13 protein-coding genes are annotated in these 15,770 nt (G+C 72.5%); 7 read left to right on the top strand and 6 right to left on the bottom strand.

The features are described from left to right. Positions 1-90: 90 nt before the first annotated feature. A complete protein-coding gene (locus ACN265_RS20650) occupies positions 91-702 on the bottom strand; it encodes a hypothetical protein (protein ID WP_421408991.1) in 612 nt (203 codons plus the stop codon). A 136-nt stretch (positions 703-838) separates the two neighbouring features. Here ACN265_RS20650 and ACN265_RS20645 point away from each other — a divergent pair, with 136 nt between their 5' ends. Then, the gene (locus ACN265_RS20645) at positions 839-2,239 is read left to right on the top strand and encodes a protein kinase domain-containing protein (RefSeq protein ID WP_421408990.1); all 1,401 of its coding nucleotides are present in this window, start codon (positions 839-841) and stop codon (positions 2,237-2,239) included. Here ACN265_RS20645 and ACN265_RS20640 read toward each other — a convergent pair. After that, entirely contained in the window at positions 2,236-2,766 is a 531-nt protein-coding gene (locus ACN265_RS20640) for a hypothetical protein (protein WP_421408989.1), read from the bottom strand. The genes ACN265_RS20645 and ACN265_RS20640 overlap by 4 nt on opposite strands. Beyond that, positions 2,759-3,298: an RNA polymerase sigma factor gene (locus tag ACN265_RS20635; protein ID WP_421408988.1), complete on the bottom strand. Its 540-nt coding sequence runs from the start codon at positions 3,296-3,298 to the stop codon at positions 2,759-2,761. Before ACN265_RS20635 ends, ACN265_RS20640 begins: the two co-directional genes overlap by 8 nt. A 150-nt stretch (positions 3,299-3,448) precedes the next feature. Here ACN265_RS20635 and ACN265_RS20630 point away from each other — a divergent pair, with 150 nt between their 5' ends. Both ACN265_RS20630 and ACN265_RS20625 read left to right on the top strand, forming a co-directional pair. Beyond that, positions 3,449-4,102 carry a TetR family transcriptional regulator gene (locus tag ACN265_RS20630; protein WP_421408987.1) on the top strand — a complete coding sequence of 218 codons (654 nt, stop codon included), beginning with the start codon at positions 3,449-3,451 and terminating at the stop codon, positions 4,100-4,102. Between the two features lie 10 nt (positions 4,103-4,112). After that, a complete protein-coding gene (locus ACN265_RS20625) occupies positions 4,113-5,693 on the top strand; it encodes an MDR family MFS transporter (protein WP_357930754.1) in 1,581 nt (526 codons plus the stop codon). A 58-nt stretch (positions 5,694-5,751) separates the two neighbouring features. Here the strand turns inward: ACN265_RS20625 and ACN265_RS20620 are convergent, their stop codons facing one another. Both ACN265_RS20620 and ACN265_RS20615 read right to left on the bottom strand, forming a co-directional pair. Continuing rightward, positions 5,752-6,801, bottom strand: coding sequence for a hypothetical protein (locus ACN265_RS20620; RefSeq protein ID WP_420119484.1), 1,050 nt, complete (start codon positions 6,799-6,801; stop codon positions 5,752-5,754). A gap of 4 nt (positions 6,802-6,805) precedes the next feature. Continuing rightward, a complete protein-coding gene (locus ACN265_RS20615; RefSeq protein ID WP_420119485.1) occupies positions 6,806-7,408 on the bottom strand; it encodes a hypothetical protein in 603 nt (200 codons plus the stop codon). 312 nt (positions 7,409-7,720) lie between these two features. Between ACN265_RS20615 and dnaE the strand changes: the two genes are divergently transcribed. After that, complete coding sequence (gene dnaE, locus ACN265_RS20610; protein WP_204927631.1) at positions 7,721-11,251, top strand: DNA polymerase III subunit alpha; 3,531 nt, start codon at positions 7,721-7,723, stop codon at positions 11,249-11,251. A gap of 45 nt (positions 11,252-11,296) precedes the next feature. Here dnaE and ACN265_RS20605 read toward each other — a convergent pair whose 3' ends face one another. Beyond that, a complete protein-coding gene (locus ACN265_RS20605) occupies positions 11,297-12,157 on the bottom strand; it encodes an SPFH domain-containing protein (protein ID WP_357930743.1) in 861 nt (286 codons plus the stop codon). Between the two features lie 152 nt (positions 12,158-12,309). Here ACN265_RS20605 and ACN265_RS20600 point away from each other — a divergent pair, with 152 nt between their 5' ends. The 3 genes from ACN265_RS20600 to ACN265_RS20590 all read left to right on the top strand — a co-directional run bounded on the left by ACN265_RS20600 (position 12,310) and on the right by ACN265_RS20590 (position 15,762). Continuing rightward, on the top strand, positions 12,310-13,347 hold the full coding sequence (locus ACN265_RS20600) for an aminotransferase class V-fold PLP-dependent enzyme (RefSeq protein ID WP_420118823.1): 1,038 nt from the start codon (positions 12,310-12,312) through the stop codon (positions 13,345-13,347). A gap of 89 nt (positions 13,348-13,436) precedes the next feature. Further along, on the top strand, positions 13,437-14,060 hold the full coding sequence (locus ACN265_RS20595) for a transcriptional regulator (protein ID WP_363654976.1): 624 nt from the start codon (positions 13,437-13,439) through the stop codon (positions 14,058-14,060). Positions 14,061-14,196: 136 nt separating this feature from the next. After that, on the top strand, positions 14,197-15,762 hold the full coding sequence (locus tag ACN265_RS20590) for an MFS transporter (protein ID WP_421408986.1): 1,566 nt from the start codon (positions 14,197-14,199) through the stop codon (positions 15,760-15,762). The last annotated feature ends 8 nt before the right edge of the window (positions 15,763-15,770 follow it).

The raw sequence follows: 15,770 nt of genomic DNA, 5'->3' as shown, positions 1-15,770 counted from the left end.
CACTAATGTCTACCGGCGCAGCAATGTGGGTTCGGCACTATGCGAGCCGGGGCGTCGGGAAACCCCGACGCCCCGGCTCCGACCGGCTGATCAGCAGGGCCGGCCCTGCCGGAAGGCCCGCTCGACGTGATCCGCCAGCCCGACCTGGAAGTAGCCGACGCCCGGCCGGATCGGGTGCCCGGTGAACAACTCGACCCGGTTGCCGAACCGCACCAGGTACGCCGTGTCGTCTCCGGCGTCGTTGTGGATGAACTCGCCCCGGGGGCCGTAGATCCGCGCCACTTCGGCGAAGGACATGCCCACGCCCGCCCCGGCCGGCGAGCGGGGCGGTGCGGTGGCAGTACCCATCTCGACCAGCCGCCCGTTGCGGAAGGCCACCATGATCTTTCCGGCCCACTCGCCGGTGACGCCGGCCGTGACCACGCCCTCGCAGTCGACGGCCGTCCAGTCGATCAGTCCGGCCACGGTGAGCCGGGTCAGTGACGCGCCGATCCGGAACGGCCCCGCCCCCCGGACGCTGAGCAGGTCGGTGCCGGTGGAACGCCCGGGGAGGCCGCCCGACCACAGTCCGGCGGCGACCCCCGGCGCGCGGTCCACCGTGGACCCCGACGCGACGCCGGGATGCGCCCCGGCCGGTACCGCCGGCGCGACGACGGCCAGGGTCAGCAGGCCGGTGAGCAGGATGGTGCGGAGACGATGCATGACAACTCCTTCGCGGGTACGGGTCTGTCGTTCTGTTGGTCTCCGCCGGGCCGGAATCCGTTCGTCGGCTTTCCGACCGACCCCGGCGGACGCCGGCACCCGCCGAGGCCGGTTACCGTGCGGTGGGGGTGGAACGATGGGCACTCCGGCGTGGATCGGGCCCTACCGGGTGCAACGGCTGCTCGGTGCGGGCTCCTTCGCGACCGTCTGGCTCGGTCACGATCCCGCTCTCGACTCCCGGGTGGCGATCAAGGTGCTGGCCGAGAACTGGAGTCACGACCTGCGGGTCCGCGAACGCTTCCGGGACGAGGCCCGGCTGCTGCGGCGGCTCGACCACCCCCGGCTGATACGGGTGCACGCGGTCGGCGAACTACCCGACGGCCGGCCGTACGCGGTGCTGGCCCTGGCCGACGGCGGAAGCCTGCGGGACCGGCTGGCCGCCGGGACGCCGCCGGTGCCGCCGGCCCTGACGCTGCTCGACGAGATCGCCGCCGGGGTCGCCGTGCTGCACCGGGAGCGGGTGGTGCACCGCGACCTCACCCCGGGCAACGTGCTGTTCACCTCCACCGCCGACGGGGAACGGGTGGTCATCGCCGACCTCGGGCTGGCCAAGGCGCTCGCCGCCGCCTCCGGGCTGACCGCCCGCGCCGGCACGCCCGGCTACATGGCGCCCGAACAGGACGATCCGCTGGCCGTGGTGGACACCCGCAGCGACGTGTTCGGGCTGGGTCGGCTCGGCCTGCGGTTGCTCGGCGGTCCCGGCCCCCGGCCGGACCTGGACGGGGTGCCCGCGCCGGTGGTGGCGGTGCTGCGCCGGGCCACCGCGCCCCGCCCCGCCGACCGCTACCCCGACGCGGACGCTTTCCGGGCGGCGTTGCGCCGGGCCGCCGGGGCACCCGACGCCCCCGCCACCCGGCGACCGGGGAGGGCATTCCCGGTGGGGGAGGCGCTGCCGGTCGGCCGGGCCGGGTCGGCTGCGGGTCGCCGGGTGGCGCGTCGGCTGGGCCTGGCCGGGGCTGGTGCCCTGATCCTGGTCGCGGTGGGTGCCACCGGCGGTGACGCCGCCCGGCCCACGGCCGACGGCCGGTGGGGCCGCAGCGGGCCGGTGAGCGTGCTCCTGCCGGCCGGCTGGCGGGCCGCCGGGACGGGCTGGGCCGGCCGGTACGACGCGCGGGGGCGGCTCGAACCGGCGCTTGTCGTCTCGCCCGACCCGGGCCGGTGGGCGACCGACCCGACCGTGCCGGGGGCCTTCGTCGGCCTCTCCGCGACGCTGGGCCGGCGGTCCACCCCGGCGGACCTCGTCGCGCAGCGTCCGCACGCCGACTGCGTGGCCGCCCCGGTACGGCGGGTACACCGGGGCTCGACGGTCTGGGTGGTCGCCCGGTTCACCTGCCCGGCGGGTCGGCCGGTGCTGGTCGAGGCCGCCGCCCGTGCCGGCCGGGTCGGGCTGCTCTACGTGCAGGTCGCCCCGCCGCAGGGCAGCGGCCCGGACGTCGTCGACACGCTGCTGGCCGGGGTGCGCGTGCGGCCCGGCTAGACGACCACCACCGTGACCAGGTACGTCGTCCCCTCGTACGGGATGCTCACCCCGACCGTGCCGGCGCGCAGGAAGCGGAGGTCGACCACGCCGGCCTCGTAGTTCTGGTCGACCAGGTCCTCCCGGTCCACCGTGACCTCGCCGGGGCCGATCCCCTGGAGCCGGAGCACCCCGCCGACGCCCAGGCACAGCGATGTCAGCAGCGCCAGCTCGGTGTCGGCGAGGACCAGGTCGTAGCGGACCGGGCCCAGGCAGGCGCTCGGCCGGGGGCTCGCCGACGGGGACCGGGTGCCCCGGGTCCGGTCGGGGGTGGACGGTGCCGGTGCGGGCCGCGTCGGCAGCGCCCCCACGGTGCCCGGGGGCGGGCCGGCCGGGGTCGGGGCGACGGTGGTCGGGGGTGCGGTCGTCGGGATCGCCGGGGTGGGCGTCGGTGCCCGGACCGGGAGCGGGGCGACCGGGGTCGCGCAGCCGGTCACCGGTACGAGCAGCAGCGCGGCGGCCAGCCCCCGGCCGGTCCGCTCAGGCACCGGTCAACCGTTCCCGGACCTGGCGGCGGGCCTGGTGGACGCGGGATTTCACGGTGCCCTCCGGCACGTCGAGCAGGGTGGCTATCTCGGGGTAGGACAGGCCGAGCAGGTCGCGCAGGGTCAGCGCCTCGGCCGCCTCGGGGCGGACGGCGTCCAGCGCGTCGAGCAGGTCGAGCCGGGTGCCGGCGACCACGCTGGTGCGTCGGGGGTCCGGCGGGTCGGGCAGCGGCACCCCGCCGGCCTCGACCTGCCAGCGTCGGCGCAGCGCCCGGTAGGTCGACCGGGCCCGGTTGGCGGTGAGCCGGTACAGCCAGGTGTGGAACGACGAGCGGCCCTCGAAGCGTCCGATGCCCCGGGCCACCGCGAGCAGGGCGTCCTGGCAGGCCTCCTCGGCGTCCTCCCGGTGGGGCAGCAGCCGGCCGCACAGCCGGAGCACTTCGGGGCGTACCGCCGTCAGCAGCGCGTCCAGCGCCCCCGGCTCGCCCCGGGCGGCGGCGCGGGCCAGGTCGTCGATGTCGTCCGTGAGGAGCATTGCCGTCCCCCGAGCGCCGTGGTGTGGTGCCGTCGAGGCTAGGCGGCCGGGACCGGCCGGGCCACCCCGCACCGGCTCGGCCTCCGGTCGAGTTTCATGTCACACTGCGCAAGTTTGCAGGCACTGCACTTTTGTTCGTACGCTCCCCTCGTGACCAGGGACGAGGGACTCGGACGGCGGGACCGCAAGAAGCGGCAGACCCGCGCCGCACTGGCCGCCGCCGCGCTGCGCCTGGTCGCCGAGCGGGGGCTGGACCAGGTCACCGTCGAGGAGATCGCCGAGGCCGCGGACGTCTCCGCCAGGACCTTCTTCAACTACTTCGCCACCAAGGACGACGCGCTGGTCGGCGACACGGCGGGCGACCGGGAACGGGTGCTGCGGGCGCTGGCCGCCGTACCGGCGCAGGTGCCGGCGCTGACGGCGATCCGGTCGGCCCTGGCCGGCGTGATCGACGAGGTGGAGGGCGACGCCGCGTTGTGGCTGCTGCGGATGCAGGTGGTGATGCAGCACCCGATGCTGCTGGCCCGGCTGGTCTCCGGCAACGCGACGACCGAGCAGGCCATGGTCGAGGCGCTCGCGGCGCGTACCGGTCACGACCCGGACGACGGCTATCCCGCCCTCGTGGTGGCGGTCACCGGGGCCGCGCTGCGTACCGCGATGGTCCGCTGGGCCACCGGCGGCGGGTTCCGTTCCCTGGCCGAACTGCTCGACGAGGCGTTCGCCGCCGTCGCCGCCGGGCTGCCCGACCCCCGTACCCCCGACCAGCCCGGCGCGACCGCGCCGGACGTGCATCGAACCCGGTAAGGAAACGTCCATGACCGCAACTGCCGCGTCGACCCCGCCCGAGGTGGGCACCGGCCGGATGTCCCGCCGGGAGGTCCTCCAGGCCCTCTCCGGCCTGATGGTGGGCATGTTCGTGGCGATCCTCGCCTCGACCGTGGTGGCGAACGCGCTGCCGCGCATCATCGCCGAACTCAACGGCAGCCAGACCGTCTACACCTGGATCGTCACCACCGAGCTGCTGGCGATGACGGCCACCGTGCCGCTGTGGGGCAAGATGGCCGACCTCTACAGCAAGAAGCTGCTCATCCAGCTCTCCCTCGGCCTGTTCGTGCTCGGCTCGTTGATCGCCGGCCTCGCCCGCAACGTGGAGACCCTGCTGGCCAGCCGGATCGTGCAGGGTGTCGGCGCGGGCGGGATGACCGCCCTGGCGTTGATCGTGATGGCGGCCATGATCCCGCCCCGGGAGCTGGGCCGGTACGCCGGCATCTTCGGCGCCGTGTTCGGCGTCGGCACGATCGCCGGCCCGCTGATCGGTGGCGTCATGGTCGACACCTCCTGGCTGGGCTGGCGCTGGTGCTTCCTGATCGGTGTGCCGTTCAGCCTGCTGTCGATCGTCCTGCTGCAACGCACCCTGCACCTGCCGGTGGTGCGCCGCAGGGCGCGCATCGACTGGTGGGGCGCGCTGCTGATCACCGCGGGCGTGTCCACCCTGCTGGTCTGGTCGTCGCTGGCCGGGCACCGGTTCGCCTGGGCCTCGGGTTGGACCGCGCTGATGGTCGTCGGCGGGCTGGTGCTGCTGGCGCTGGCGGTCTGGGTCGAGTCGAAGGTGCCCGAGCCGATCATCCCGCTGCGGATCTTCCGCAGCCGTACGGTCACGCTGACCACGGTCGCCAGCGTGCTGGTCGGGGTTGCCCTCTTCGGCGGCACGGTGTTCCTGTCGCAGTACTTCCAGACCTCGCTGGGCAAGTCGCCTACCGTCGCCGGCCTGATGAGCCTGCCGATGATCCTCGGCCTGCTGGTCTCCTCCACCGTCGCCGGCCAGCTCATCACCCGGTTCGGCAGGTGGAAGGCCTACCTGGTGGCGGGGGCGGCCGTGATGACCGTCGGCATGCTGCTGCTGAGCACCATCGACGCCGACACCGGCGTGCCGCTGCTCTCGCTCTACATGGCGGTGCTCGGCACCGGCGTGGGCATGCTGATGCAGAACCTGGTCCTCGCCGCCCAGAACGACGTGCCCGCCCACGAACTCGGTGCGGCCACCTCGGTGCTGACCTTCTTCCGCAGCATGGGTGGCGCGATCGGGGTCAGTGCCCTCGGCGCGGTGCTGGCCAACCGGGTCACCGGGCTGATGACCGAGCGGCTCGGCCCGGCGGCCGGCGTCACCGGCGGCGGCACCACCGAGGTGCCCGACCTGTCCGCGCTGCCCGCCCCGGTCCTGGCGATCGTGCGGGACGCGTACGCCACCGCCACCTCGGAGCTGTTCCTCATCGGTGCCCCGATCGCCCTGCTCGCGCTGGTCGCGGTCGTCTTCATCCGGGAGAAGCCGCTGCACGAGGTCAGCGGCGACGAGCGTGCCGAGCAGGAGGCGGCGGCCCTGACCGCGATGCACTGACCGGTCGACCGGCGGCGCGGCCGGGCCCGGGGCGGACGCGTCGGGCCCGGGCCGGGTCTCACGCGGCGACGACCCGGGAGCGGACCCGGCGCACCGTCACGACCAGCAACACCCCCGCCGCGAGGGTCAGCACGCCGGCGAGCGCGACGATCCACGGCAGCCGGTCCGACAGCGTGGCGGGCAGCCCCCAGGCCCCGTGGTCGCGGGGAAAGGTGATCTCGCCGGTGAGTTCGCGGTGCAGTCGGCCGCTCTCCAGCCGTAGCCGGGCCTGCCAGGGTCCGTCGGGAAGCTGCCGGCCCAGCAGGACCTCGGCGTGCGCGGTGCCGCCGGGCGGGACGGTGGTGCCGACGGTGACGCCGAAGGGGCCGGCGGACAGCCCGCCCGGCCCGTCGGAGAGCCACAATTTGCCGGAGAGGTCCAGGGCGCGCTCCCCGGTGTTGCGGACCGTCGCCCGGACGACCGGCAACCCCTTGTCGGTACGCCCCGGCACGAGATCGTCGATCTCGAAGTCCGACGGTGGTTCACCGCCGGGCCCGACGTCGAGGTAGATCCGGATGCCCGCCCGGTTGATCTTCTGTACGGTGCCCCGGGTGGGATCGGGTGTGGTCGAGGCGACCGAGGCCCAGATCGCGCCGTACCGTTCGCCGCGTGGGGCCGAGGGTGGGATGTCGACGTTCACGCGAAGCGTGGTGGTGCTGTACGGCGGGGCGACGAAGCTGGGTTGATCGATATGGACCCACTCGGGCAGCTCGTTGGCGTTCGGGTCGGGTGACGGCACGAACTGGTTGTCCCGGATCTCCGCCGCGTCGACCGACATGGTGATCTTCTGGGACCGGGGGGAGTCGTTGGTCACCGCGAAGCGCCGGCTCATGGTGGCGCCCGGCGTCAGGTGATCCACGATGTACACCCGGGCGCGGGGGTCGTCGCGCCGGTCGGCCGACGCCTCCAGCAGCTGGATGCCGATGCTGCCCGAGGGTTTACCCCGCTGGTCGCCCCCGGTGTCCCCGTCCCCCTCCGCTGCGACGGGGACACCGGTGGCGGCGAGGAACAGCGCGACGAAGAACGGCGCGAGGAGCACGCGCCACCGCAACTGTGTCGCCGGGGTCATCGGATCAGGCGACCGAGTGGGTGATCGTGCCGGTGAACTGCCCGGCGACGGCGGAGAGCGGAACGGCGACGGTGAGCAGCGGGTTCCAGGTCGCCGAGTTGTTGCCGGTGTCGGCGGGGAGCACGGTGTGGCTGAACGCGGTGGCCGGCGTGTCCAGGGCCGTGCCGTCGGCCGGCGGCGGCGGGTCGCAGGGGCTCGCCTGGCCGGGGACGAAGGTGCCGCTGCCGGTGGTGGCGGTGGCGTCGCCCGAGCAGTAGTAGATGTCGCTGGCCGGGATGCTGGTGCCCGGGTCGGTGCCGGCGCCGGTGATGAAGGCGGTGCTGCTGACCGTGGCGACCCAGCTCGGGGTCGCGCTGGCCCGCAGGTCATCGACGGTGATCGCGCCGAGCTGGCCGTACGCGAAGCCCCCGGGGGTGCCGTCGTTGGCCAGGTCGACGGTGTCCGGGACGGTGATCTGCAGGGCCCCGGCGGTGACGTCGAAGGTGACAGTCGTGTCGCACGGGTCGCTGGCCACACAGGTGCCCGCGTACGCCGGTGTCGCCGTCAGGAGCCCGGCTGCCAGCGCCGCCGCCCCCACCACGGCGGCGGATGCGAGTCCTCGTCTCATGTCGTCTCCTTTGCCTTTGGTCATGGCGAATTGCCGACCTCAGACTAGGAACCGCTCGACCTTTTTGTCCTCTATACCGATATTTGTGAAGAATGCGAGTGGGTGCTCGTTCTGCTGCCGCCGCCGATGGTCGGGAAGGCTCCGACGGGGTGGCGGGGCGGTCGGCGGTCGCTGTCGGGGGTGCGGTCGGTGACCGTCGGCGATGCCCGGCCGACACCCCGCGCCGCTACCGGGCCGGCGCGTGGGGCGGCCCGGTAGGGTGGGCCGGTCGTGCCTGTTCCGCCTTGATCGACCTTCCCCGGGGGCTCACGTATGAGCGATTCGTTCGCGCATCTGCACGTGCACACCGAGTATTCGATGCTCGACGGGGCGGCCCGGCTGAAGGACCTCTTCGCCGAGGCCAACCGGCTGGGAATGCCGGCGGTGGCGATCACCGACCACGGCAACATGCACGGCGCGAACGACTTCTACAAGCAGGCCATGGCGGCCGGCATCACCCCGATCCTCGGCGTCGAGGCGTACGTCGCGCCGGAGTCGCGCTACCACAAGGCGCGGGTCAAGTGGGGCCGGCCGGAGCAGAAGAGCGACGACGTCTCCGGTAACGGCGCGATCACCCACAAGACCATGTGGGCGCGCAACGCGCAGGGCCTGAAGAACCTGTTCACCCTCAACTCCCGGGCGTCCATGGAGGGGCACTACGTCAAGTGGCCCCGGATGGACATGGAGCTGATCGCCGAGCACGCCGAGGGCATCATGGCCACCACCGGCTGCCCGTCCGGCGCGGTGCAGACCCGGCTGCGGCTGGGCCAGTTCGACGAGGCGCTCAAGGTCGCCGCCGCCTACCAGGACATCTTCGGCAAGGAGAACTACTTCCTGGAGATCATGGACCACGGGCTCTCCATCGAGCAGCGGGTCCGCGAGGATCTGATCACCATCGCCCGCAAGCTGGACATCCCGCCGGTGGTCACCAACGACTCGCACTACACCCACGAGGCGCAGGCCGAGGCGCACGACGTGCTGCTCTGCGTGCAGACCGGCAGCAACGTCGCCGACCCCAACCGGTTCCGCTTCGAGGGCGGCGGCTACTTCGTCAAGTCCGCCGACCAGATGCGTGCGGTGGACTCCTCGGAGTTCTGGCAGCAGGGCTGCCGCAACACCCTGCTGGTGGCCGAGAAGGTCGACCCGAGCGGGATGTTCGAGTTCCACAACCTGATGCCGCGCTTCCCGGTGCCCGAGGGGGAGACCGAGGAGTCCTGGTTCCGCAAGGAGACCTTCAAGGGGCTGGCCCGCCGCTACCCGGGGGGCATCCCCGAGGGCCACGTGGTGCAGGCCGAGTACGAGCTGGGCGTCATCAACCAGATGGGCTTCCCGTCGTACTTCCTGGTGGTGGCCGACTTCATCCAGTGGGCCAAGAGCCAGGGCATCGCGGTGGGTCCCGGTCGTGGCTCGGCGGCCGGTTCGCTGGTGGCGTACGCGTTGGGCATCACCGACCTGGACCCGATCCCGCACGGCCTGATCTTCGAGCGGTTCCTCAACCCCGAGCGCGTCTCGATGCCGGACGTCGACATCGACTTCGACGAGCGTCGGCGCGGCGAGGTGATCAAGTACGTGACCGACAAGTGGGGCGAGGACAAGGTCGCCCAGATCGCCACCTTCGGCACGATCAAGGCGAAGGCCGCGATCAAGGACTCGGCCCGGGTCCTCGGCTTCCCGTACGCGGTCGGTGACCGGATCACCAAGGCGATGCCCCCGGCGGTGATGGGCAAGGACATCCCGCTCACCGGCATCTTCGACCCCAAGCACCCCCGGTACGCCGAGGCCGGCGAGATCCGGGGCCTCTACGAGACCGACCCGGACGTCCGCAAGGTGATCGACACCGCCAAGGGCATCGAGGGGCTGATCCGGCAGACCGGCGTGCACGCCGCCGGCGTGATCATGTCCGCCGAGCCGATCATCGACCACATCCCGCTGATGCGCCGGGACGCCGACGGGGTGATCATCACCCAGTTCGACTACCCGACGTGCGAGTCGCTCGGGCTGTTGAAGATGGACTTCCTCGGCCTGCGCAACCTGACGATCATCGACGACGCGGTCAAGAACATCCAGCTCAACCACGGTCGGGAACTCGACCTGCTGGGTCTGCCGCTGGACGACAAGCCCGCCTACGACCTGCTCGCCCGGGGCGACACCCTCGGGGTGTTCCAGCTCGACGGCGGGCCGATGCGTTCGCTGCTGCGGCTGATGAAGCCGGACAACTTCGAGGACATCTCGGCCGTGCTGGCGCTCTACCGGCCCGGCCCGATGGGCGTCGACTCGCACACCAACTACGCGCTGCGCAAGAACAACCTCCAGGAGATCACCCCGATCCACCCGGAGCTGGAGGAGCCGCTGCGGGAGATCCTCGCCCCCACCCACGGCCTGATCGTCTACCAGGAGCAGGTGCAGCGCGCCGCGCAGATCCTCGCCGGTTACACCCTCGGTCAGGCCGACCTGCTGCGTCGGGCGATGGGCAAGAAGAAGAAGGAGATCCTCGACAAGGAGTTCATCCCGTTCCGGGACGGCTGCCGCGAGCGCGGCTACTCCGACGAGGCCATCCAGGCCGTCTGGGACGTCCTGGTGCCGTTCGCCGGGTACGCCTTCAACAAGGCCCACTCGGCGGCGTACGGCCTGGTGTCGTACTGGACGGCGTACCTCAAGGCGCACTACCCGGCCGAGTACATGGCGGCGCTGCTGACCTCCGTCGGTGACGACAAGGACAAGATGGCGCTCTACCTGTCGGAGTGCCGCCGGATGCGTATCCAGGTGCTGCCGCCGGACGTGAACACCTCCGCCGGCCCGTTCACCCCGGTCGGCAAGGACATCCGCTTCGGCCTGGCCGCCGTGCGCAACGTCGGGGCGAACGTGGTCGCGGCGATCATGCGGTGCCGCGACGAGAAGGGCGAGTACGCCGACTTCTACGACTTCCTGTCCAAGGTCGACGCGGTGGTCTGCAACAAGAAGACCATCGAATCACTGATCAAGGCGGGTGCGTTCGACTCGCTGGGGCACACCCGCAAGGGCCTGCTCACCGTGCACGCCGACGCCATCGACGCCTTCGCCGACGTCAAGCGCAAGGAGGCCGTCGGCCAGTACGACCTGTTCGGGGCGGGCTTCGGTGACGCCGACACCGGCAGCACCACCGTGATGCCGACCATCGGCGACGCCGAGTGGGACAAGCGGGACAAGCTCGCCTTCGAACGCGAGATGCTCGGCCTCTACGTCTCCGACCACCCGCTGTTCGGCCTGGAACACGTCCTCGGCGCGGCGGCCGACACCACCATCGCGGCGCTGTCGGAGGAGGGCACCGTGCCCGACGGCGCGGTGGTCACCCTGGCCGGCATCCTCTCCGGCGTGCAGCGCCGGGTCACCAAGCAGGGCCGGGCCTGGGCCTCGGCGGCGCTGGAGGACCTGGCCGGCGGGGTGGAGACGCTGTTCTTCCCGAACACCTACGAGGTGATCGGCCAGTACATCGCCGAGGACGCGATCGTGGTGGTCAAGGGCCGGGTGGACCGGCGCGACGACACCCCCCGGATCATGGCGATGGACATGTCCATGCCGGACGTCACCAGCACCCCCGGCAGCAAGCCGGTGACGCTGACCATCCCGGTGCACCGCTGCACCCCGCCGCTGGTGGAACGGCTCAAGGAGACCCTGGTGCTGCACCCGGGCGACACCGAGGTGCACGTCAAGCTGCTCAACGGCGGCAAGGTGACCACCCTGCGGCTCGGCCCGTTCCGGGTGGCCGCCACCACCGCGCTGATGGGTGACCTCAAGAGCGTCCTCGGCCCCGCCAACGTGAGCTGACCCGCCGGGCGGTGGGTGACCACCGCCCGGCGGCCGGCGCCCAGGTCACTTGCCGCCGGTCACGATCCCCGGGTTGATGCACAGTCCGGGGGTGCTGCCGTTCTTCTCGGCGATCTCCAGGCAGCGGGACACCTTGTCGACCTTGGCGTTGGTCTCGGTGATCTGCCGCTGGATGTCGGCGTTGCGGCGGTCCTGTTCGAGGTTGCGGGTCTGGGCGAGCTTGTCCTGGAAGGCCTTGATGTTGCCCTCGGTCTTGTCGTCGTGGTTGACCCGGGTGATGGTGACGGACAGGATGTCGACGTCGCCGGAGAGCCGGCCCTCGGCGTTGCTCCGGATGCTCTCGGCGAACGGCTTCAGGTCGACGTTCAGGTTCCCCGTCCGGGCGTCGATCTTCTCCAGCGGGTTGTAGGTGGCGAAGGCGTCGTTGACCGCGCTGTCGAGCTGCACCCCCACCCGCTGGCCCCGGAAGCTCTCGAAGTCGCCCTTGTAGTCCATGAACTGCTTCGGCGCGTTCTCCGGCTTGACCTGCCACTCGATCAGCACCTCGACGCAGGCGTCGGCGAGGGTGCCGGTGCGGACCCGGACGCAGTCGTCGCCGCCGATGTGGTCGTACTTCTGCCGGCCGGCGTCCCACTCGCCGACCTTCTGCCAGGGGGCGACCCACTTGAGCCCGGAGCCGGTGACCTCGCCGGTCGGCTTGTTGAAGCTGGTGACGATGCCGACCGAGCGGATCGGCACGGAGTGCGCGCTGGCGCCGATCCCGAACAGCAGCGCGCCGGCCAGGCAGCCGAGCGCGACCAGCGTGCAGGTGCGCTTGACGGCCGGGTACCGGGCGAGGAGCCGGACCGCTCCGGCGACCAGCGCCCCGACGGCGAGGATGACGGCGAACGTGAAGCCGACGGGCACGGGGCATCACCCTTCCGAGGGAGCGTCGTTATGTGGATCATCAACCTAGGTCAGCGGGTCAAGCCGGTGCCGGTCGGGTGGCCGGCGGGTGCGGGCCACCACCGGCGGATTGGTGCTGACCGGGCGCGCGGGGGTGTCACTAGCCTCGACGCATGGAGTTGGCGCAGGCACGCGAGCTGTGGCAGCCGGAACCCGGCTGGTTGAACACCGCCAGTTACGGGCTCCCGCCCGAGCCGGTCTGGACGGCGGTGCAGGAGGCCCTGGCCGACTGGCGGGTGGGGCGTACCTCCCACGAGGTGTGGGAGGAGGCCACCGGGCGGTCCCGGGAGGCGTTCGCCGGCCTGGTCGGGGTGCCGGTGACCGATGTCGCGGTCGGCGGCAGTGTGTCGCAGCTGCTCGGACCGATCGCCGCGGCCCTGCCCGCCGGGGCCACCGTGGTCGTCCCCGAGGTCGAGTTCACCGCCAACCTCTTCCCCTGGCTGGTGCAGGAGGAACGCGGTGTGCGGGTGCGCACCGTGCCGCTGGCCGGCCTGTGCGACGCGATCGACGCCGGCACCGACCTGGTCGCGTTCAGCCTGGTGCAGTCCGCCGACGGGGCCGTCGCCCCGTACGCCGAGATCGTGGCCGCGGCCCGCGCGCACGACGCGTTGGTGGTGGTGGACGCCACCCAGGCGTGCGGGTGGCTGCCGTTCGACGCGGCGCTGGCCGATGCGGTCGCGGTCGGCACGTACAAGTGGCTGGTGTCGCCGCGCGGCTCGGCGCTCGCCTACCTGGCCCCGGCGCTGCGCGAGCGGATGCGTCCGGACGCCGCCGGTTGGTTCGCGGGCAGGGAGCCGCTGTCCACCTACTACGGTCCGCCGCTGCGGCTGGCCGACGACGCCCGCCGGTTCGACAGCTCTCCGGCCTGGTTCAGCTGGGTGGGTACCGCGCCGGCGCTGGAACTTCTCGCCGCGCTCGGTCCGGCGACGACCGGGGCGTACGACGTGGCGCTGGCGAACCGGTTCCTCGCCGGGCTGGGCCGGCCGCCGGGGGACAGCGCGATCGTCGCGGTGGAGGTGTCCGACGCGCGGCAGCGGCTGGCCCGCGCCGGGATCCGGGCGGCGGTGCGCGCCGGGCGGGTCCGGGTCGCCTTCCACCTCTACACCACCGAGGCGGACGTGGACCTGGCGTTGGAGGCGCTCACCGGCTGAACCACCGTAGTTTTTCCCCGGCGGCGCATCCGAACCGGCCCGTCCGGGCGAACCCCTGGTAACGGTGTCCTACCCGGGGGGTGCGTCTGGTGTTGTCGGATCCGATGCCGGTCGAGGTCGTCGAGACGGCCCACAAGCGGCTCTCGGCCGCCGCCGAGGACCTCGACGCGAACCTGGTCGCCGCGCTGGTGCTGGAGTACGCCGCCGACGCCGGGGTGGCGGCGGTGTGGGAGGCGGTGTGCGTGCCGCTGCTGGCCGGGCTGCGCGGGCGTGACGCCGCCGAGATCGCCGTCGAGCACGCCCTGTCCGAGGGCATCCGGATCGGGTTGGACGTGCACCGGCGGGTTCCCGGCCGCCGGTTGCGCACCGACGGGGTGCTGCTCGCCGGGGCCGAGAACGAGGCGCACTGCCTGGGCCTGCACGCGGTGGCTGCCGCGCTGCGCGAGCAGGGTCGCGGCTGCCTGCACCTGGGGCCGGCGCTGCCCTGGGTGGCGCTGGGCTCCGCCGTGCTGCGGGCCCGCCCGCGGAGCGTGGTGGTGTGGTCGCAGACGCCGGTCACCGGCCGGGCGTACCGCCTGGTCCGCTTCGGCCGCGACTTCCCGGGGGTACGGGTGTACGCCGCCGGGCCGGGCTGGATCGAGCCCCTCGCACCCCCCGCGACCCGGTTGACCAGCTTCTCCGCCGCGCTGGCCGCCTGCGGGCCGCCGGCCTGACCAGGTGACCCGCACCACATCCGATACGAACCGGTGCCGTATCGAAACATGAGACTCGTAAGGTGAACACCGTTACGAGTCTGACCCGTTCCGTATTGCCACGGCACGGGTGCAACCGGGGGGAGCACCGGAGCGTATGCAACCGCACGAGAACACCGGACATCCGAGACGATGGGCGATCCTCGGCGTGCTGGTGGTCAGCCTGCTCGTCGTCGTCCTCGACAACACCATCCTCAACGTCGCCCTGCGCACCCTGGCCGACCCGGTGCACGGCCTCGGGGCCAGCCAGGGCGAGCTGGAATGGGCGATCAACTCCTACACCCTCGTCTTCGCCGGCCTGCTGTTCACCTTCGGCGTCCTCGGCGACCGGGCCGGCCGACGCCGGTTCCTGCTCGTCGGCCTGGTCCTGTTCGGCCTGTCGTCCCTGCTCTCGGCGTACGCGCAGAGCCCCGGCCAGCTGATCGCGGCCCGCGCCGTGATGGGCATCGGCGGCGCGGCGATCATGCCGGTCACCCTGTCGATCATCTCCAACGTCTTCGACCCCCGGGAGCGGGGCCGCGCCATCGGGGTCTGGGCCGGCGCGGTCGGCCTGGCGGTGGCGATCGGCCCGATTCTCGGCGGCGCGCTGCTGGAGCACTTCTGGTGGGGCTCGGTCTTCCTGATCAACGTGCCGGTGGTGGCGCTCGGGGTGCTGCTGGTGGCCCTGCTGGTGCCCGAGTCGCGGGACCCCCAGCCGGGCCGGGTCGACATCCTCGGCGTGCTGCTCTCGGTCGTCGGCCTGGTCGCGCTGACCTACGGCATCATCGACGGCGGCGAGCACGGCTTCGGCCGGCCGCTCGTGTGGGCCGCGATCCTCGGCGGGGCGGCGGTGCTGGCCTGGTTCGTCGAGCACGAACGGCGCAGCGACCACCCCTCACTCGACGTACGGCTGTTCCGGGTGCCCCGGTTCGCCGCCCCGGTGGCTATCGTCGGCCTGGTCTTCTTCGCCGCCATGGGCGTGATGTTCTTCAGCTCGTTCTACATGCAGCTCGTCCGGGGCTACAGCCCGCTGGAGACCGGCCTGTTCTTCCTGCCGTTCGCCGGGGCACAGCTGGTCTTCGCGCCGCGCAGCGCCGCCATGGTGCGCCGGTACGGCGGTCGGGCGGTCGCCACGGTCGGCCTCGTGCTGACCGCCGTGGCGCTGGCCGCGTTCGCCTTCATCGACGCCGCCACGCCGATCTGGGTGGTGCTGGTGGCCTTCTTCATCCAGGGTGTCGGGATGGCGAACATCATGCCGCCGGCCACCGAATCGATCATGTCGGCGCTGCCCCGGGAGAAGGCCGGCGTCGGGTCGGCGGTGAGCAACACCGTCCGCCAGGTCGCCGGTGCGCTGGGCGTCGCGGTGCTCGGCTCGGTGCTCTCCGCGGTCTACCGGCAGGACATCGCCACGACCGCCGACGCCCTGCCCGCACCGGCCCGGGAGGCGGCCACCGAGTCGGTCTCCGGGGCGTACGCGGCGGCGGCGCAGCTCGGCCCGGCGGCCCCGCGGCTGATCGCGGCGGCCAACGACGCCTTCGTCTCGGCCATGCACTGGGCGGCGGCGATCTCGGCGGTGGTGGCCGCCCTCGGCATCATCATCGTGCTGCGCTGGATGCCGGGCCGGCCCGCCACGGCCGTCACCGCCACGCCGGTGGCGGAGCGGGAACTGGCCGGAACCACGTAGGTTCGCAG

The organism is Micromonospora sp. WMMD730 (genome assembly GCF_049178955.1).
In the GTDB taxonomy this organism is placed as follows: domain Bacteria; phylum Actinomycetota; class Actinomycetes; order Mycobacteriales; family Micromonosporaceae; genus Micromonospora; species Micromonospora wenchangensis.
Note: the sequence above shows the minus strand (reverse complement) of the source record. Positions and strands in the feature narration are given on the sequence as shown.